Source organism: Acinetobacter stercoris (assembly GCF_900323515.1).
In the GTDB taxonomy this organism is placed as follows: Bacteria; Pseudomonadota; Gammaproteobacteria; order Pseudomonadales; family Moraxellaceae; genus Acinetobacter; species Acinetobacter stercoris.
In genome coordinates this window covers 14066-34151 of sequence record NZ_OOGT01000001.1, presented here as the reverse complement: position 1 = coordinate 34151, position 20086 = coordinate 14066, and the positions used below count along the sequence as shown (strand labels likewise).

Sequence of the window (20086 nt, the reverse complement as noted above, 5' to 3'; positions counted from 1 at the left end):
CTGGTGTTGTATGAAAATTAAATCAATACATTTGTCTCAAACCTTTCATTTTTCTAATTTAAAGGTCGAATTTGACTTAAGTAAACCTGTGACCCTTATTTTAGGTCATCAGGCGGCTGGGAAAACTGCAATTATAAAAAATATCTATCAGGCTTTAACCTGGTATTCAGCACGGCTAAAAGATATGCGTACCGCTGGTGTCGTCATGCTCGATCAGGATATCCGTGATAATGCAATCCAATCCAAAATAGTGCTAACAGTCAAGTTTCCAGCAGAAATTGGACAACTCCCCGAAAATAGTGATAACCGTGACCAGGATGTATCCAGCTGTTCATGGAAACTGTATAAAACGCTCAATACACAGGGAATGGGATTAAGCAAGGTTGAAACAACTCAACTGGAACAATTGATTCATTTATACCAGCAGGCAATAAAACATGACCCTCTACAAGGTCTTCCAATGATTGCTTATTATCCTTCGGAACGGTTTGTAAATGAAACCAACCTGCTGAGTAAAAATAATCCTGGCCTATTTCAGGTACATGCTGCATATGAAGTCGTTGCTATTCCTTTTACCACTTATGCTCGCTTTTTTGAATGGTTTAGAGAAGTAAGTGATATCGAGAATGCTCAGACAGCTCAGCTTTTTCAGCATCTTGTAAGTTCCCAACATCAAGAATCTGAGGATCTATCGGGAATTGACCTACATAGCACACTATTTCAGGCGCATGCTCAATTACATGCACCAAGTTTAAAAGCATTGAAAACTGCACTGAATACGGTATTCCCAGAAATCACTGATATATACCTTGAATACCAGCCTAAATTACAACTGATGGTTTGCTATAAAAATAGCAATATCATGTATCAGCAACTTTCAAACACTTTAAAGAGTTGGGTTGCATTGATTGGAGATGTTGTACGCCGTTTATGTATACTTAATCCACTCAGTCTATACCCATGTCTGGAGGGGGATGGTATTTTATTAATTGATCATATCGATGCTTATTTAGATTCAGAAATGTCACAAATGATCTTAGCTCGCTTGAATCAAGCATTCCCTCAAGTACAAATTATTGCAACAGGTAATCGTTCAGAGCTTTTGGAAAATGCAGAACACTACCAATGTCTCAGACTGGAAAATAAAAACCTGAGCACTATCCATTTACAGCCGGAAACATTGAATTTTGATGAAATATACAACCACCTTATGCAAGGTATGGAACTGGAAAATACAGAAATACTGCAAGAACCAGATACCCAGTTATCAGCAGTTGAGCAAATGTTTCATCAAATCCAAAATTTAAATGATGAGCAACAACAACTTTTGCGTCAGTTATTACAAAATGGTGACGATACTTCTTCTCATGAACATTTGACTTAAATCATGTTGAATAATTTACTTTCTATTTCATGTAAATTAAAACGAATTATTTCCTGAAATTAAGTTTATTTCTATTAAAAATAGTTTTTTTTACAACATAAATGTGCAATCTATTTGACCAATATGTCTGTTAATATCAACATTGAGGCGTAAAATAGTGCTGTGTGCGTAAAAAAAATTTGATGTTATTTTATTCATGTAATAAGATGAAATCTCTATTAGATTTTACAATCTAATTTTCTGCAATATGCATTGCAAGTTGCGCAACACAACTTGGTTTTTTCGTTTACTTTCAATTTTCAGTTTCCTAAATTGAGTAATTTGGATTGCAATTTTGTAATCCTGTAATTTAGGAAAAAAGATTCACTTAGGTTTCGACCTATTCATACATTGGATACGAGTGTGCTACCGATTATTATATTGTTACCGTTAATACTTGGCACAATCCTAGTCTCGTGGCTGAAAAACTTTTCACGCAGGCTTACGGCATTAGGGGCAATTGGAGTCAGTTTAACGAGTTTCAGCTTGTTACTGACTCAGGCTAAAAATGTCTTCAATGGTATAGCTATTGAAGAGAGCTGGCATTGGTTGCCTCAAGTTGGTATTAATTTAAGTTTTCGTCTAGATGCATTAGGACTTATTTTCTCCTTACTTATTACAGGCATAGGCACCTTAATTTATATCTATGCCTACTATTACCTCAGCCCTAAAAATTCATTAAGTAAACTTTATACCTTGCTCATGTTATTCATGGCAGCAATGCTCGGTATATCTCTATCCAATAATTTAATCATTTTGCTTGTTTTCTGGGAGCTTACCAGTATTTCCTCCTTTTTACTTGTAGGTTACTGGAGCAATTATGAAGCTGCTCAGCGTGGCTCACGTATGGCATTGACCATTACTGGGCTAGGTGGGCTTGCCATGCTCGGTGGATTTATTTTACTGGGTCAGGTGACTGGAACATATCAAATCGACCAGATTTTAGGAATGGGCGATACCATTCAAAATAGCAATCTGTTCGTTCCTATTCTGTTATTGATTTTACTTGGCGCATTTACCAAGAGTGCTCAGTTTCCATTTCACTTCTGGTTACCCAATGCAATGGCAGCACCAACACCGGTTTCGGCCTATCTACATTCAGCAACCATGGTTAAGGCAGGAATCTTCTTGCTGGCCCGCCTGTTGCCAATTTTTGCAGGTTCTGCGCTTTACCATAATGTTGTCACCAGTATTGGTTTATTGACTTTATGTATGGCCGCTTTTTTTGCCATATTTAAAGAGGATTTAAAAGGTTTACTTGCCTACTCTACCATTAGCCATCTGGGACTCATTATTGCTTTACTTGGTATAGATTCTCCTCTAGCTGTTGCAGCGGCTATATTCCATATCATCAATCATGCAACATTCAAGGCCGCATTATTCATGATCGCGGGAATTATTGATCATGAAACACAAACCAGAGATTTGAGAAAATTGAGTGGGATCTGGCAATTGTTACCATTTACAGGAACATTGACCATGATTACAGCTGCCGCTATGGCAGGTGTTCCGCTAACCAATGGTTTCTTATCGAAAGAAATGTTCTTTACTGAACTGTTGGCAAATCTATCAGGTATGAGCGTTATCTTTGCTGCTGTTGTCGCCACCTTGGCAGGGCTTTTTGCTGTTGCTTATTCGGTACGTTTAGTTCACGGCGTATTTTTTGATGGTGATATTGGTAAAAATGTACCAAACAAGGATGCGCACGAACCACCTCTTGGAATGCGCGCTCCAGCAATCCTACTCGCAACTTTATGTATTCTGGTTGGTATTCTTCCTGCATTTTTTGTTGAAAATATCGTTAATGCCGGAACACGGTCAAGTACACAGTTGGGCAGTTTTGAAGGTGTCCATTTAGCTATCTGGCATGGATTTAATCTACCTTTACTGATGAGTGCCATAGCCTTGCTGGGTGGGGTTGTTTTCTATTTCGCCCTGGCAAAAGGTGGAAAGATTCGTGAAATTGACTTAGATCCTATGCTCGGTAAGCTTCAGGGCAGAATTTTATTTGAGGACTTTCTAAAAAACCTGCTTCAGATTTCCCGAAAGATTAAACAAAGAACAGAAACAGGCTCATTACAAAGCTATTTATTCCTCATCATTCTGTTCAGTATTGCAATTGTTGCAACACCATTAGTTAATCAAGGTCTTGGAACGGGTACAAAAGAACTCACCAGTGCACCTATCACTGCTATTGTTTTATGGCTGATTTTATTCTGTTCATGCTGGATGATGCTCTGGTTCCATCATGAACGTATCAAGGCTGTTCTCATCAGTGGTGCAATTGGACTTGTTGTCACTATGGTTTTTGTTTCATTTTCAGCACCAGACCTGGCACTGACACAAATTACCGTAGATGTTGTGACAACAGTTTTACTTTTGATGAGCCTGTCACTCCTCCCTCAATTAACACCTTATGAATCTAAAAAGTCTCATCGTTACCGTGATGCTGTGATCGCGATTCTAGGTGGCGTTAGTATCGGCTGGATTACCTGGCTGATTTTAACCAGAGATCATAATTCAATTTCATGGTTCTTCGTTCAGCAGGCTTTACCACTTGGTGGCGGATCAAATGTAGTGAACGTCATTCTGGTTGATTTCCGTGGATTCGATACCTTTGGTGAAATCGCTGTTCTAGGCATCGCTGCCATTGGTGCACTTTGTCTCATGGATGGCATGCGTGCTCATGGAACAACAATTACCCAAGGTCTGACCTACCGTTTTAATCCTTCACCACTCATGTTCCGTATGACCGCATCGTGGATTTTACCTGTTGCCTTGGTCATCAGCCTATATATATTCCTACGGGGGCATAACTATCCTGGTGGCGGTTTTGTAGCAGGTCTAATCACTTCATCAGCACTAATCATTCAATATGTCGCACTCGGCCAAGATCAGGCAGAGAAGATTTTACGTGCCAAGTCAGGTCGACTGTATGAAGTCTGGATTGGCTCGGGTCTGGTTATCGCAGGTCTGACAGGCATTGCTGCATGGTTCTGGGGACGTCCATTCTTAACCAGTGCCCATATTTACGTAGAACCAGCGCTGTTTGGAAAAATGCACCTCGCTTCTGCCGCTGGTTTTGACTTGGGGGTCTATATCACAGTTGTTGGCTCTGCCATGTTACTAATTTCTGTTTTGGGTGACTCTAGACACTCAGGCATGTCTGGTCCAGTTCCGAAGGAGTAAGTCATGATCAGTTTAGAATTTTTACTAGCATCATCCATCGGATTACTGGTTGCATCAGGTATTTACCTTATCTTACGTGCACGTACCTTTGCTGTTGTTCTTGGCTTAGCCATGATCGGTTACGCGGTAAATCTATTTTTATTTGCAATGGGCCGTGTTCAGGTCAGTTCTCCTGCTGTTCTCACTGAAGCCACCAAAGTAACCGATCCACTCCCTCAGGCACTGGTTCTAACCGCAATTGTTATCGGATTTGCCACCACAGCATTTGTGGTACAACTTGCTTTGCGCAGCCGTTATGAGTCAGGTACCGATCATGTGGACTCGAAAGAAAAACCAGAGGAAATAGACCCACGTGAGGATACGCCATAATGAATGATTTTCTCAATTTCTGGCATACTCACACTCCGATCATCAGTATTTTAATCCCTGCATTTACTGCATTTATTCTGATTTTGCTTGGAAATCCAGGTTCCGGATATTTATCGCATGATTGGCGACAACCATGGCGAAGAGGAATCAGCTTTGTTTCGGTGCTGTTAGGACTGGCAACTGCTATTAGTTATTTGATCCATGCCAATACAGGTCAGATTACAGTTTACAACTTAAGTGAATGGTCGGCTCCTTTTGGAATTGTACTGGTTCTGGACCGCCTTTCAGCCTTGATGCTTGTGCTCACCTATACACTTGCAACACCAGTTTTGTGGTTTGCAAGTTCTGATTTTGATGAACGCGGTCGCTACTTCCATGCCATGTTCCACTTTCTGTTAATGGGGCTATGCGGAGCATTTTTAACAGGCGACTTATTCAATTTATTCGTATTTTTTGAAATCTTATTGATGGCATCTTATGTCCTGTTATTACATGGACAAGGGAAAGCCCGTTTTCAAATGGGTTTTCATTATGTTGCAATCAATTTACTTGCCTCTGCCCTATTCCTGATTGGGCTGGGCATGATATATGGCAGTGTTGGCAGCTTGAATATGGCGGATGTTGCACGTCTTTTACCTGCATTACAACCTGATCAGCATAAACTTGCAGTTGCCGGTAGCTTACTACTATTCGTTGTTTTTGGAATAAAAGCTGCCATGTTACCTGTTGGTTTCTGGCTACCAAAAACCTATGCTGTAGCGGCAACTCCTGTTGCAGCTTTTTTTACTATCATGACCAAAGTTGGCTTATACGCAATTTTACGTGTAAATGGCACAGTATTTGATGACGCTTTAGCTCAAATGTCGCTCATGGCATGGTTGTTACCTATCGGTTTAATCACCTCTCTTTACGGTGCTATTGCTGCTATCGCTGCTGACCGTCTACGCCGTTTTGTCGGCTTTATGATTTTATCTTCCGTCGGTACAATCCTGATCGCTTTTTCCATGCTCAATACAGAAGCGTGGACAGCAGGTTTGTTTTATCTGGTGCATAGTACAATCGTGGCTGCTGCATTTTATTTATTATGCGGCTGGATTACATCACAACGTGGAAAATTTAAAGACCACCTTAAAACTGCACCAAAGATGAAGCAGGAAAAAGTTGTTTCAATAACTTTTTTTGTTATTGCATTAATGATGGCCGGTCTACCACCATTTAGCGGTTTTTGGGGTAAAGTCCTTATTTTACAAGCGAGTAGTGATTTCCCATTTCAGGCCTGGATTATCGGTACAGTACTGATCGTTAGTCTACTCAGTATTATTGCTTTTACCCGCGTTGGCTTCATTCTATTTTGGCGTGCTACCAGACCCGAAGATCTTTCAGATGAGGGTGAATATGTGGCTTATCAGGCAATACCGAATCATGCCCCAATGCGCAATGACTGGGCGATATATGCTTTACTAACAGGGCTTGTTTTATATGTCATATGTGCAAACCCTATCCTGAAATATATTGAGCAAACGTCACAACAAATCCAAGATAATGCAGCATATGAACATGTATTATTGAAAAAGGATGAACATGGAAATGTAATTAGTGTACTGCCATTCGACCCAACCTATCTACCAGAAACCAAATATGGTGGTGAAACCAAGGACGAAAACGCACACTATATTCCATATCTGATTACACCTGATACTTATCAGGGTGAACATATCTCACAATACAAACAAGAGCAGATACATCACCAGAATGAACATCAGGAAAATATTCCAGATGATTCAACACTCAAGCCAATGGAGCACTAAATGAAAGAAAAGAAATCTTTTTTTCAGCGATTATTACCGCTTCCATTTGTTTCAGTTGTGGTGGCTGCATGCTGGTTAATGCTGGGACATAGTGCTGATCTGTTTGATATTTTAGTGGCTATTATTTTAGGAATTGGTATTCCCAAAATAATTGAACCATTTCTGGTCGGTACACCTCATATCAAATGGAGACTGGCACTGAAATTATTCTTTGTCGTTCTTTGGGACATTATCATTTCTAATATCCGTGTTGCCAAGCAGGTACTAGGTCCTATTAAAAATCTGCATCCACAATGGTTTCGTGTTCCACTTGATTCAGAACACGAACATGTCAACACTTTATTGGCGATGATCATCACGACTACCCCAGGAACAGTCAGTGCGGGTATAGATCAGGAACGAGGAGATATCTTGGTACATGCCCTGAGTACAGATAACACTGATGCAGAAATTATCGAAATCAAGCGCCGTTATGAACAGCCCTTACTTGAAATTTTTAATGTAAAACAAGGAGAAGATGCATGACAATTCTGCCTTATGCTCTGGGTATCTGCCTGGTCGCAGTCACTATATCCATGTTTTTATGTTTGATCAGGCTGGTCATTGGTCCATCCATCGTAGATCGGTTGCTTGCACTGGATACCCTGTTTTTAAATGCAATTTGTCTTATGGTTATCTTGGGTATTTATTGGGTAACTACCGCATTATTTGAAGGTGCCTTATTGGTTGCCATGCTGGGCTTTCTGTCCACAGCAGCTCTGGCCCGTTATTTTACAACCGGGCATGTCATTGATTAGGAGGACAATATGCAGTTAGCAATGGAAATATTCGTTTCTATTTTTCTCTTGATCGGTGCATTTTTTATTTTGGTCGGTGGTATCGGAATGGTACGCCTTCCCGATTTATTCATGCGTCTACATGCACCAACCAAATCAAGTACACTTGGCTTAGGTAGTTTTCTGATCGCAGCAATGATTTACTCAGCCTATTATGGGCGATTTGGCTTTGCTGAACTACTCATTACCCTGCTTTCATTTATCACTGCACCAGTATCAGCCAATCTCATTGCCCAAGCAGCCATTCACTTACGTTTACGTTCAATGAGTGGAGAAGTTCCAGAGACACTGGATCGACCTTTACCCTGGCAACGACAACGTAAAATCAAACAATTTAATGATGAAATCTGATCATTAACCATCATTAGTAAGTATCCAAGATACATCAGATTTTATACTTACTAATGATCATATGATTTTGAATTAAATACATTTATAAGATTTCACCTTTAGCTATTCTGATGTATCCAATAAATTGAGCTATTACAAAATCATCGTGATATCATAATAAAAAACTTTCAATAATAACGTTAAAATTCTCATAAATGAAAATTAAAGAATCTATCTAAAAGCTTACGACATTCTATTAACACTTATCATATTCGGAATATATTATGTTGAAATCCATTATTTTTGTGATTTGCCTGTGCTGTTCACTATGTGTTCAAGCGACTACTTACAATCTAATCGACCTAATCAATGCACGACTAGGTTTAATGAAAGATGTTGCTGGTAGTAAAGCTATTCATTATCAAGCCATTGAGGATTTAGCACAGGAAGACAAAGTTTTACAGGCGACCCTGAATCAAGCCGCACAAAAAGGTATTGACTCATCATCTATTCAGCCTTTTATTATTGCTCAAATGGATGCTGCGAAAGCCATACAATACCGTTATCGCGCCGATTGGCTGGCAGAACCTGAGACAAATTGGCAACCGAAAGATTTAAATTCGGTACGCTCCGAAATATCACAATTATCTTCAGATATTGTAGACAGTATTGCCAATGAACTTTATCGTCAAGGCAACTTAGATCATTTTGCTTCTGAAAAATATAAACATCGCTTAAATCAAAAAAACCTGAGCTCAGCTGACAAGTCCCGCTTGCTTAGTACCCTAAAACAAATTCATTTAAGATAAGGTACTATTTTTACTTCTTTTAGTTGATATTCAAAATAATTAATCCATATAAAAAACCCGCATTACTGCGGGTTTTGGAAATGGGTCTTTGGAATTTTTAACGTTCTCTTCCTATCAAACGTCAAGGTAATCCAAAATACCTTCTGCTGCTTGACGACCTTCCCAGATTGCTGTCACAACCAAGTCAGAGCCACGCACCATATCGCCACCCGCAAAAATTTTCGGGTTAGAAGTCTGGAATTTATATTGTTGCTGTTCTGGTGCAACCACACGCCCAGAACCATCAAGACTGATATTCACACCTGCAAACCAGTCAGCCGGGCTAGTACGGAAACCAAATGCTAAAAGTACTGCATCAGCAGGTAAGATCTCCTCTGAACCTGGAATTGGCTCAGGGCTACGACGACCACGGCTATCAGGTTCGCCGAGCTGTGTTGTCACAACTTTAACACCTGTTACCTTGCCATTTTCACCTACGATTTCAACAGGTTGACGGTTAAACTGAAACTCGACACCTTCTTCACGCGCATTTTTAACTTCACGACGTGAACCTGGCATGTTTTCTTCATCACGACGATATGCACAAGTTACAGACTCGGCACCCTGACGGATAGAAGTACGGTTACAGTCCATCGCTGTGTCACCACCACCCAGAACGATCACTTTTTTGCCTTCAACACTAATGTATTCTGATGGATCTTTTTCCCAGCCCTGACAACGATTTACATTGGCAATCAGGAAATCAAGTGCATCATAAACACCATCAAGATCTTCACCTGCAAACCCGCCTTTCATATATGTGTATGTGCCCATACCCATAAATACAGCATCATAATCTGCAAGAAGTTGATCTATAGTTACATCCGTACCAATTTCAGTATTTAGACGAAACTCTACCCCCATACCTGTGAAAATCTCACGGCGGCGTTTCATTACATCTTTTTCCATTTTGAATTCTGGAATACCGAAAGTCAAAAGACCACCAATTTCAGGGCGTTTATCAAATACAACTGGTTTAACGCCATTACGTACCAAAATGTCAGCACAGCCCAAACCAGCAGGTCCTGCACCAATAATCGCAACTTTTTTATCTGTCCATTTCACAGAAGACATATCTGGACGCCAGCCTAAAGCAAAAGCTGTGTCATTGATGTACTTTTCAGCATTACCAATAGTGACTGCACCAAAACCATCATTTAAGGTACACGCACCTTCACATAAGCGGTCTTGTGGGCATACACGTCCACACACTTCTGGAAGTGTGTTGGTTTGATGGCAAAGTTCAGCTGCCTGGAAAATGCGTCCTTCAGCGATCAGTTTTAACCAGTTAGGAATGTAGTTATGTACTGGACATTTCCATTCACAATAAGGGTTACCACAACCTAAACAGCGATGGGTCTGATTTGCCGCAATTTCCGCTGTAAAAGGTTTATAAATCTCCACAAACTCTGCTTTGCGGACAGTTAGATCTTTTTTCTCTGGATCTTGGCGTGCTACATCCAGAAATTGAAAGTCATTGTTTAGGCGCTCTGCCATGTCTCTCTCCGTGGGTGGATGTGGACAACTTCTTTCACCTGTGTATAAATCAGAAGTTATCCACACCTGCCGTATATTTGAGTAGTGGAATTATTGTGGATCTGCTTGAGTTGTTTTCAAAAGTGTCTGCAAATTAGCAGCTTTTGGTTTTACTAGCCAGAATTTACGGCTGTAATAATCAAACTCGTTGCGGATCTTATACGCCCAAGCACTACCTGTTTCTTTAATATGTTCATCCAGAATACGAAGCAAGAATTCTTGGTGTTCTTCCATCGATTCTGTAGAAATACGATTCAATTCAATCAATTCGTGGTTATAGTGATCAACAAAGTCATTTTCCAAGTCAAGCACATAAGCAAAACCACCAGTCATACCTGCACCAAAGTTGTGGCCAACCTTACCAAGTACAGTCACGATACCGCCTGTCATATATTCACAGCAGTGGTCACCTGCACCCTCAATCACCGCGAACGCACCTGAGTTCCGAACCGCAAAACGCTCACCCGCAGTACCAGCAGCAAAGATTTTACCACCAGTAGCCCCGTATAAGCATGTGTTACCGATAATCGCAGTTTCCTGAGTCTGGAAAGGTGAACCTTTTGGTGGGAAAATCGAAATACGGCCACCAGCCATACCTTTACCCACGTAGTCGTTCGCATCTCCTTCAAGTCGGATATGTAAACCACCTGCGTTCCAGACACCAAGCGACTGACCCGCCGTACCAGTCAGATTCAGTTTGACTGGATGATCTTCCATGCTTAAGTTGCCATAACGGCGTGCGATTTCACCAGAAATACGCGCACCTATAGAACGGTCACAGTTGACTACATTAAAGTGATATTCACCACCAGTATTCGCTTCAATCGCCGGAAGCATTTCAGCCACCATTTTCTCAGCGAGAACACCTTTGTCAAATGGTGCATTACCTTGAACTTGGCAATATTGTGCCTTGCCATTTGCAGCTGGATGTGACTCGAGCAATGCACTTAAGTCTAAGTGAGCATGTTTTTCAGTTTCACCTGGTAAAACTTCAAGTAAATCAGTACGACCAATTAAATCTTTTAAGCTTGCAACGCCCAGTGCTGCCAACCATTCACGTGTTTCTTCTGCAATAAAGTGGAAGAAATTAATCAACATTTCAGGTTCGCCAATATAGTGCTCTTGACGTAAATGGTCTTGTTGTGTTGCAACACCAGTTGCACAGTTATTTAAGTGGCAAATACGAAGATATTTACAACCTAAAGCAATCATTGGTGTAGAACCAAAACCGAAGCTCTCAGCGCCTAAAATAGCCGCTTTAACAACGTCTAAACCAGTTTTCAAACCACCATCTGTCTGTACACGAACTTTGCCACGTAGATCATTTACACGCAGTGCCTGGTGTGCCTCACTTAGACCCAATTCCCATGGTGAACCCGCATGGTGAATTGATGAAAGTGGAGAAGCTGCTGTACCACCATCATAACCAGAAATCGTAATAAAGTCGGCATAAGCTTTTGCTACACCAGCGGCAATCGTACCTACACCTGGTTCAGATACCAGTTTCACTGATACCATCGCTTTTGGATTGACTTGTTTTAAGTCAAAAATCAACTGCGATAAATCCTCAATTGAGTAGATATCGTGATGTGGAGGTGGAGAAATCAATGTCACGCCTGGCACAGAATAACGTAAACGTGCAATCAGGCCATTGACTTTACCACCAGGTAACTGACCACCCTCACCTGGTTTCGCACCTTGTGCTACCTTGATTTGCAATACTTCAGCTGAAGTCAAATATGCAGGAGTTACACCAAAACGACCTGATGCAATCTGCTTGATTTTAGAGTTACGGATCGTGCCATAACGTGCAGGATCTTCACCACCCTCACCAGAATTCGAACGACCACCAATGGTATTCATGGCAATGGCTATTGCCTCATGAGCCTCAGGTGATAACGCACCTAATGACATCCCAGCCGAGTCGAAACGCGGTAAAATCTCTTCAACTGATTCGACAGCTTCCAAAGGAATAGAGTTATCAGTCTTCAGTTTAAATAGATCACGAATGGTCGCAATCGGGCGATGATTCACCAGTTCTGCATATTCCTTAAAGTCAGCATAGTTACCAGAACGTACTGCTTTGTGTAATGCATTGATTACATCCGGATTAAATGCATGATATTCCTTACCGAATACAAATTTGAGCATTCCGCCCTGATCAATTGGCTTACGTGGCTTCCACGCTGTTTCTGCCAATTTTTTCAAATCATTTTCAAGGTCGGTAAATGTCGCACCCTTGATACGGCTTGGTACACCTGTAAAGCATTTATTAACCACTTCATCAGATAAACCAACTGCTTCAAACAATTGACCACCACGATAGGAAGCTACAGTTGAAATCCCCATTTTTGAAAGTACTTTTAACAGGCCTTTCTCAATACCTTTACGGAAATTCGCTTGAGCATGGATTGGATCACCTAGTAGCTCACCCTTTGCAATCAAGTCATTAATCACATCATAGGCAAGGTAAGGATATATTGCAGTCGCACCAAAACCTAAAATCACGGCAAACTGATGTGGGTCACGTGCTACACCAGTTTCAACAATAATATTTGCATCAGTACGTAAACCAGCATTGATTAAATAATGGTGTACTGCACCTGTTGCCATTGCTGCGTTTGCTGGCAAGTAACCTTCACGGATCTTTTTATCAGAAAGTACAACTAATGTTTTTCCATCACGAACAGCCTGAGCTGCCTCTGCACAGATACGATCGATTGCTGCTTCGTATCCTTCTGCTTCTGGGTAGTTTAGATCGATATCAATGACTTCATAACCATCGCGACCCAAAGTACGCATCTGATGCATTTTTGAGTTGGTAAGCACTGGACTTGAAATAATCAGACGCTCAGCATGTTCAGGGCCTTGTTCAAATACATTTTGTTCACGTCCCAGACATGTTTCCAATGACATGACGATAGACTCACGCAATGGATCAATCGGTGGATTTGTCACCTGAGCAAATTGTTGACGGAAGTAATCCGATACATGGCGAACTTGACGTGATAAAACTGCCATAGGTGTATCATCACCCATAGAACCTACTGCTTCCTGACCACTTTCAGCGATTGGACGAAGCAATTGATCACGCTCTTCAAATGTCACCATAAACATTTTCTGAGCGGCTTTCAGATCATCCCCTTTCAAACCACGATCACATAAATATTCTTCTAACTCTGGACTGCCTTGCAGACGAATAGAACGTTCACGTAACCATTCACGATAAGGTCGCATTTTTTTCAAATGATTGCTGACATCTTTGGTATCTAGCAATTTACCAGTAAAGGTATCTACAACCAGAATTTGACCAGGACCTACACGACCTTTTGAAACCACGTCTTCTGGCTCATAGCCCCAAACGCCGATTTCAGAAGCAAGCGTGATATAACCATTTTTAGTAATAACCCAACGTGCAGGACGTAAACCATTTCGATCCAGCATACAAATCGCATGACGACCATCCTGAATCACCAAACCGGCAGGACCATCCCAGGCTTCCATGTGCTTAGAGTTAAACTCATAGAATGCGCGAAGATCAGCATCTAAAGTTTCAACGTTTTGCCAGGCAGGTGGAACAAGCATACGCAATGCACGGAACAAATCCATTCCACCACCAACAAGAATTTCAAGCATATTATCCAAGCTTGAAGAGTCTGAACCTGTACGGTTAACAATTGGGGTAAGCTCAGTTAAGCCTGGAAGTAATGGATTTTCAAATTTTGGTGTACGAGCCATTGCCCAGTTACGGTTTGCTGTAATGGTATTAATTTCACCATTATGTGCAAGGTAACGAAACGGTTGAGCCAAAGGCCAACGAGGTAAGGTATTGGTTGAGAAACGCTGATGGAACACAACAATATGTGATTCCAAACGTGGATCAGCTAAATCCGTATAAAAATCAGCAATTGCCTCAGGCATCATTAAGCCTTTATAGCTAATCACTGTTGAACAAAGCGTAGTCACATAAAATGCCGGATCATTCGCCAATTTTTGCTCTGCACGACGACGTGCCAAAAATAACTTGCGGTTAAATTCAACCTCAGTGACACCCATTGGGCAATTCACAATAACCTGTTCAAATACAGGCAAAGATTGCAGTGCAATTTCACCTAAAACATCATTATTTGTTGGAATGACACGCCAAGCGAGTACGCGCAGCCCTTCTTCTTCAATTTCTTTATTGAGAATATTTTTCGCATTTACAGCAAGCGCAGGATCAGTATTTAAAAATACCGTACCCACAGCAAAAATTTCACTTAAGGTAATATCACTGAGTTTTTTTGCTTCGTCACGGAAGAATTGTTTTGGCATCGCCAATAACAATCCACATCCATCCCCTGTCTTACCATCGGCGGCAATACCACCACGGTGTGTCATGCAGCTTAAACTATGAATCGCGGTCTTGACTAAATCATGACTTGCATCACCCTGCATATGGGCGATCAAACCGAAACCACAGTTATCTTTAAACTCATCCGGTTGGTATAAACCTTGAGCGGGAGCTACAGTATTAGGCGATGGCATGTGCATAGCGTACCCTTCTTTCAACATGGCCCTTTCAGGCAGAAAACAAATCAAAAATAATCTTTGCGATTTCGTCCGATTTATACTTTACGGCTTCATTCAAAGCAAAATTTTTTGCGAATTACACTATAGGCTGAAAATAACCTAGATTGCATTCTCTTTATTGCAAAAATGTTTTACTAAATGCGCACTCTTTTAAAGCAGGAAAATATGACAGCTTCGCACACTAATTGGGTTCATTACGCTCTAAAATAGGGACAACTCTCTCAATTAGCGCAGTAATAAAGCAAAAAATATGCCAAACTTATTATTCAGTCACGAAATGAATTAAAGATCTTTAAAATAAATACATCTAAAGAAATCACCGAATAAACTAAAAAATATTTAACGCACCATAAATGTGCGTTTCAGATCACAATCTTAAATAATGCTCTTTTTTGGCACTTTTTTAGTTAAATGGATCACTAATTTCTTGCTCACTACCTTTTTTAGTGCTTCCCGAACCAGCATTTTCTTTCGGTTTATTTGAATCCACTGTACTATGTGAGCGTTGTACATCCACAACATTCCCTTGTGAATCTTTTCGAGTAATCGTTGTTTTTGTCGCAGTATTTTCTGTTGTAGAAGATGTATTTGGCGTAGATGGTTTAGGGCGTGCCAACATAGTTTCATCAACAGCTGGAACGGGCGCATTTCTCAAACGCACTTCGTAAAGCGTATTACTTCCGCTTGTAAGCTCATCTGCACCTAAATCATTCACTAATTCAGCATAATCACCAAATTTATGCGCTTGAGGGCGAACTGATTTCGGCAAATTCAAATCCAATAGCTGTGACTGATTTTTCGCTTCTGCCTCATTACCCCAAATTCCATAAACCAGAACATATTGTTCAGTTTGCTTTTCACCACTTAAACGAAAATAAATAAAATTCTTTCGATCAAACTGCTTGGCTAAAAATGCTTTAACAACATCTTCTTTTGTTGCTCTAAACAGCTCTAGAGTCCATTTTGTTTTATTATCCTGAATGAACTTAGTACCACGGAATTCAGCCTCATGATTTCCGGATGCAACTACACGTGTTGTCATTTCCAAAGGACGTACTTCATCCAGCAGCGAACCTAAATGTGATGTTGCCGCAACTTTTTCCGGTTGAATCTGAGTTTGAGTTTCTTCGATTGGATTTTCATTCACTACCAGTTTTTTAGTGTCTGTTAATGCCCAGAAAATAATTGCTGCAACTAAAAACAGCAACCCGCCAACCAACCAAATATACAGTCGAATATTTTGCCAATTTAAACGTGTTGCTGTCATGATTTTACCTATGCACTCAATTGATTAGCTAAAATAGCTTGTTTCATTAATTCGATATCGAAGTCTTTTGTAATAATCGCTTGTCCTAGCTTTTTTAGTAAAACAAGACGTAGCTGACCATTTAACACTTTTTTATCGTGTGACATATATGCCAAAAATTCATCTATTGGAATTTTCGGACATGCTACAGGTAAATGTGCTCGTTGTAAGATTTTTTTTGTACGCTCCAAATCCTCCGCTGAAATCCATCCCATTCGATGAGACAAATCAGCAGCCATCACCATACCCGTTGCTACAGCTTCACCATGTAACCAAACACCGTACCCCATGTAAGATTCAATAGCATGACCAAATGTGTGTCCCAGATTAAGCAAGGCACGCTCACCCTGTTCTTTCTCATCATTTGCTACAATGCGTGCTTTATGGGCACAAGACCGATAAACTGCTTCCGCCAGTAACAATGGATCACGGGCAACCAGACCATCCATATTTTGTTCAAGCCAATGCAAAAACTCCACATCACCTAAAAATGCATACTTAATGACTTCAGCAAGACCAGCAGAAAGCTCTCTCTCTGGGAGTGTTTTAAGTTGGGACATATCAGCCATCACCACTTCTGGCTGTTTAAATGCCCCAATCATATTTTTACCAAGCGGATGGTTAATACCTGTTTTTCCACCAACACTGGAATCAACTTGAGACAAGAGTGTTGTTGGAATCTGGATAAAATACACGCCACGCTGGAAACAGGCAGATGCAAAACCTGCCATATCACCAATGACACCACCACCTAAAGCCAAGACAGTGCAATCTCTATTAAACCCAGCTTCGAGCAAAGCATCAAAAATCAAATTTAAATGTTGAATGTTTTTGTATTTTTCACCATCAGGTAAAACACAGGTAGCAACAGACTTGCCTAAAGATTGAACTGCATCCAGATAATGATTTAAATAAAGTGGTTTAACTGTGTCATTAGTCACAATCATCACTTGCTTGCCCTTAATATAGGGCGCAAGTAATTCTGCTGGATTTAAATCACTCCCAATGAAAATGGGATAACGACGTTCACCTAGTTCAACAAATAAAGTCTGCATTTTTTCCTAAACCAATAAAACTGGGTTCAACATAATTCTTTCGAAATAATCAATTGAAAAATTCTCTGGGCAAGATCTCTCGCTGCACCTTGATTTGTTTCAATAATATAATGTGCAACATCTCTATATAAGGGGTCGCGAATTTTAAGTAAATCCTGAAGCTTTTGTTCAGGATTTTCCACCTGTAGAAGTGGTCTATTTTTATCTCGGTAAGTCCGTTGTAACTGGATCTCCACAGGGGTATAAAGATAAATCACAATTCCACGATTTTTTAGAAATTCGCGATTTTTTGACTGCGTAACAGCCCCACCACCTGTTGCCACAACTAACTGTTTACGTGACGTTAAATCATCTATTACGATTGTTTCACGCGAGCGAAACCCCTGTTCCCCTTCTTTTTCAAAAATCCAGGGAATAGATGCACCTGTCTTACGCTCAATTTCATGATCGCTATCTAGAAATTCACGCCCTAACAGTTCTGCTAAATGTCTTCCAACTGTGGTTTTTCCAGCTCCCATGGGCCCTACCAAATATATATTTGGCAGGGTTTCAAACTCTTTGCTTGGCAAGGAGTCACCTATTGAATTGCTTTCATTAAAAGTATATTAATGATTTATGCTTTACCTGTCATTAACAATTCTCGGTGTGACAAAAATCAAAAGCTCACTTTTATTGTCAACTTTCTCATCTTTTCTAAATAAATGTCCTAACACTGGAATATCACCAAGTAATGGTACTTTTGTTTGTTTGCTTTTTGTCGTCTGTTCAAAAATTCCACCTAAGACCACTGTTTCACCGTTATCCACCAACACATTAGTGTTGATTTCATTCTTATTTAAAATAATTTCACCATTTGGTGCAGTTCCACCATTTGAATCATTGGTAATGTTGAGCTGTAACTGTACTTTCCCATCAGGAGTAATGCTTGGTGTAACATCCAAACTCAATAATGCCTGTTTAAATGAAGTGTCTGTACTTGACCCACTACCTGAATTGGTTGTAGTTTGATAAGGTATTTCCTGACCTGATGCAACTTTGGCTTTTTGTTTGTCTGCGGTCAAAACTTTTGGAGTAGAAATAATCTCGGCAAAACCATCAGCCTGTAAGGCAGATAGCTCGAGATCCAACATAAAATCCGACAAGCTGATCAAACCAAAAGCAATTTTACTCGCCCCTGTTGTTGATACACCTAAATCCACATTCAGATTATCTGGGCGACTAATTGTATATTTCCAGCCCCCTGACTCACTATCTTTTTTAGGATCACGAAGATCCCATAGCGTTGTTTCACTCCCCCCTACCAGCAGATCACTATTCTTAGTAATACCTTGGGAGAGTATGCCCCATTTCACCCCCATTTCTTTGGTGAAATCCGTTGTTGCCCGAACAATACGCGCTTCAACCATGACCTGTTTTACAGCAACATCCAGCAAATCAATCATTTTTCGAATCTGATCAATTTTTGCTGCTGTATCATGTAAAATTAATGTATTGGTGCGAGTATCTGTTGAGACACTTCCTCTTGGGCTTAAAAGAGAGGCATTGGTTTCAGAAGTAATATTCTGACCATTACCACTTTCACTACTGGTTGTTGATCTTGTTTCTTTACTGATCAACTTCTCAATATCAGCTGCTTTTGCATACTTCAATGTAATAAACTCGGTTTGCAGTGGCGCCAGCTTTATACTTTGCTCTATTGCTTTTGCTTCCTCAGCTTCAGATTTTATCAATTCAGTTACAGGTGCAATCCAAATCACATCACCATTACGTCGCTTATCCAGACTTTTTGTTTTTAAAATAATATCCAGTGCCTGATCCCAAGGTACATCTTTCAATTTCAAAGTTATATTGCCTTGAACAGAATCAGCAGCAACCATATTAATACCAGTAAAGTCAGCAAGTAACTGCAACACTCTACGAACTTCTATATCCTGAAAATCCAGAGATAATTTTTTGCCACTATAAATAGCAGACCTGTTTTTCAAAGTTGCACGATCTTCTGGGCGTTTCAAACTCACTGTCAGTTTATTTTCAGCCTGAAATGCCATATATTCATAGCTTTCATTTGATTGAATACTAATAATGCCATTTGACCCTTCATTATAGGCATCAATGGTACGGACAGGTGTTGCAAAATCATTAACATCCATTCGTCGATTCAGATGTGCCGGAATTTTATGTCCAAGTAATCTGATCAGCACCTTACTCCCTTGTTGCTGTACATCAACAGGAGTATTTGTACCAAGCAAATCAACCAGCACCAATCCCTCCCCAACATTTCCTCTTTTGAAAGAAATATTTGAAATACCCTTACTTTTTTCAGAAGCACTCTGCTGGAATTTGGGGACAACATTTGCCGAATTATTAATTTTCAGGATAAATGTATTGCCCTCTACACGAGTAGTGAAAGCAGAACGATTATGACTTAGATTAATCGTCATTCTTGTTCGCTTATCATCAGCCATCATATCTACTGATTTAGCCTCAGGGCTTGAAAGTGTAATATTCTTTTTCGACATGATTTGCCGAGTGTTTTCAAAGTCAAGAATAAGTCGGGCAGGCTCATCTAATTGATAGGCTTTAGGCTCGGGAGGAATTCCATTAAAAATTACTCGAATTTCTGTTCCTTGATCTGGAATCTGCATAGGAACTACGTTCAATATGCTGACTTGAGCCATTGATACTGGCATGACTGCCATAGCGATTGCAGACAAAATACATTGCCGAATATGAACATTCATTACTGCGTATTCCCCAATAAACTGTCAAAAATTTGTTTTCTAATTGTTAAAAATAATCAATAATTTAAAAATA

General features: G+C 40.2%; 14 protein-coding genes. 8 read left to right on the top strand and 6 right to left on the bottom strand.

Features of this window, described 5'->3' with window-relative positions:
* The first annotated feature begins 10 nt into the window (after window positions 1-10).
* The 8 genes from KPC_RS00130 to KPC_RS00095 all read left to right on the top strand — a co-directional run bounded on the left by KPC_RS00130 (window position 11) and on the right by KPC_RS00095 (window position 8764).
* Window positions 11-1384 carry an AAA family ATPase gene (locus tag KPC_RS00130; RefSeq protein WP_121972425.1) on the top strand — a complete coding sequence of 458 codons (1374 nt, stop codon included), beginning with the start codon at window positions 11-13 and terminating at the stop codon, window positions 1382-1384.
* A gap of 390 nt (window positions 1385-1774) precedes the next feature.
* Window positions 1775-4612, top strand: coding sequence for a monovalent cation/H+ antiporter subunit A (locus tag KPC_RS00125; RefSeq protein ID WP_121972424.1), 2838 nt, complete (start codon window positions 1775-1777; stop codon window positions 4610-4612).
* Window positions 4613-4615: 3 nt separating this feature from the next.
* Window positions 4616-4981, top strand: coding sequence for a Na+/H+ antiporter subunit C (locus tag KPC_RS00120; protein WP_121972423.1), 366 nt, complete (start codon window positions 4616-4618; stop codon window positions 4979-4981).
* Window positions 4981-6789, top strand: coding sequence for a monovalent cation/H+ antiporter subunit D (locus KPC_RS00115; protein WP_121972422.1), 1809 nt, complete (start codon window positions 4981-4983; stop codon window positions 6787-6789). The genes KPC_RS00120 and KPC_RS00115 overlap by 1 nt, the downstream gene beginning before the upstream one ends.
* Window positions 6790-7314 (top strand): Na+/H+ antiporter subunit E, encoded by a 525-nt coding sequence (locus KPC_RS00110; protein WP_121972421.1) that lies wholly within the window; start codon window positions 6790-6792, stop codon window positions 7312-7314.
* Window positions 7311-7586 carry a monovalent cation/H+ antiporter subunit F gene (locus KPC_RS00105; RefSeq protein WP_121972420.1) on the top strand — a complete coding sequence of 92 codons (276 nt, stop codon included), beginning with the start codon at window positions 7311-7313 and terminating at the stop codon, window positions 7584-7586. The genes KPC_RS00110 and KPC_RS00105 overlap by 4 nt, the downstream gene beginning before the upstream one ends.
* A 9-nt stretch (window positions 7587-7595) precedes the next feature.
* Window positions 7596-7976, top strand: a complete 381-nt coding sequence (locus KPC_RS00100; RefSeq protein ID WP_121972419.1) for a Na+/H+ antiporter subunit G — start codon at window positions 7596-7598, stop codon at window positions 7974-7976.
* Window positions 7977-8239: 263 nt separating this feature from the next.
* Entirely contained in the window at window positions 8240-8764 is a 525-nt protein-coding gene (locus KPC_RS00095) for a chorismate mutase (RefSeq protein ID WP_121972418.1), read from the top strand.
* A gap of 114 nt (window positions 8765-8878) precedes the next feature.
* On the opposite strand, the gene KPC_RS00090 is transcribed toward KPC_RS00095, so the two are convergent.
* The 6 genes from KPC_RS00090 to pilQ form a co-directional block, all read right to left on the bottom strand.
* Window positions 8879-10300 carry an FAD-dependent oxidoreductase gene (locus KPC_RS00090; protein WP_121972417.1) on the bottom strand — a complete coding sequence of 474 codons (1422 nt, stop codon included), beginning with the start codon at window positions 10298-10300 and terminating at the stop codon, window positions 8879-8881.
* Window positions 10301-10390: 90 nt separating this feature from the next.
* Entirely contained in the window at window positions 10391-14866 is a 4476-nt protein-coding gene (gene gltB, locus KPC_RS00085) for a glutamate synthase large subunit (RefSeq protein ID WP_171334381.1), read from the bottom strand.
* Between the two features lie 448 nt (window positions 14867-15314).
* Window positions 15315-16178: a hypothetical protein gene (locus tag KPC_RS00080; protein ID WP_121972415.1), complete on the bottom strand. Its 864-nt coding sequence runs from the start codon at window positions 16176-16178 to the stop codon at window positions 15315-15317.
* An 8-nt stretch (window positions 16179-16186) separates the two neighbouring features.
* The gene (aroB, locus tag KPC_RS00075) at window positions 16187-17272 is read right to left on the bottom strand and encodes a 3-dehydroquinate synthase (RefSeq protein WP_121972414.1); all 1086 of its coding nucleotides are present in this window, start codon (window positions 17270-17272) and stop codon (window positions 16187-16189) included.
* A 26-nt stretch (window positions 17273-17298) separates the two neighbouring features.
* The gene (gene aroK / locus KPC_RS00070; protein WP_121972413.1) at window positions 17299-17841 is read right to left on the bottom strand and encodes a shikimate kinase AroK; all 543 of its coding nucleotides are present in this window, start codon (window positions 17839-17841) and stop codon (window positions 17299-17301) included.
* A gap of 51 nt (window positions 17842-17892) precedes the next feature.
* A complete protein-coding gene (pilQ, locus tag KPC_RS00065) occupies window positions 17893-20013 on the bottom strand; it encodes a type IV pilus secretin PilQ family protein (protein WP_121972412.1) in 2121 nt (706 codons plus the stop codon).
* Window positions 20014-20086 lie beyond the last annotated feature (73 nt).

Coding starts and splice junctions, on each gene's coding strand:
- KPC_RS00130 (WP_121972425.1), top strand. CDS start 11: ATGAAAATTAAATCAATACATTTGTCTCAAACCTTTCATTTTTCTAAT.
- KPC_RS00080 (WP_121972415.1), bottom strand. CDS start 16,178: ATGACAGCAACACGTTTAAATTGGCAAAATATTCGACTGTATATTTGG.
- KPC_RS00115 (WP_121972422.1), top strand. CDS start 4,981: ATGAATGATTTTCTCAATTTCTGGCATACTCACACTCCGATCATCAGT.
- KPC_RS00100 (WP_121972419.1), top strand. CDS start 7,596: ATGCAGTTAGCAATGGAAATATTCGTTTCTATTTTTCTCTTGATCGGT.
- pilQ (WP_121972412.1), bottom strand. CDS start 20,013: ATGAATGTTCATATTCGGCAATGTATTTTGTCTGCAATCGCTATGGCA.
- gltB (WP_171334381.1), bottom strand. CDS start 14,866: ATGCCATCGCCTAATACTGTAGCTCCCGCTCAAGGTTTATACCAACCG.
- aroB (WP_121972414.1), bottom strand. CDS start 17,272: ATGCAGACTTTATTTGTTGAACTAGGTGAACGTCGTTATCCCATTTTC.
- KPC_RS00095 (WP_121972418.1), top strand. CDS start 8,240: ATGTTGAAATCCATTATTTTTGTGATTTGCCTGTGCTGTTCACTATGT.
- KPC_RS00110 (WP_121972421.1), top strand. CDS start 6,790: ATGAAAGAAAAGAAATCTTTTTTTCAGCGATTATTACCGCTTCCATTT.
- KPC_RS00090 (WP_121972417.1), bottom strand. CDS start 10,300: ATGGCAGAGCGCCTAAACAATGACTTTCAATTTCTGGATGTAGCACGC.
- KPC_RS00120 (WP_121972423.1), top strand. CDS start 4,616: ATGATCAGTTTAGAATTTTTACTAGCATCATCCATCGGATTACTGGTT.
- KPC_RS00105 (WP_121972420.1), top strand. CDS start 7,311: ATGACAATTCTGCCTTATGCTCTGGGTATCTGCCTGGTCGCAGTCACT.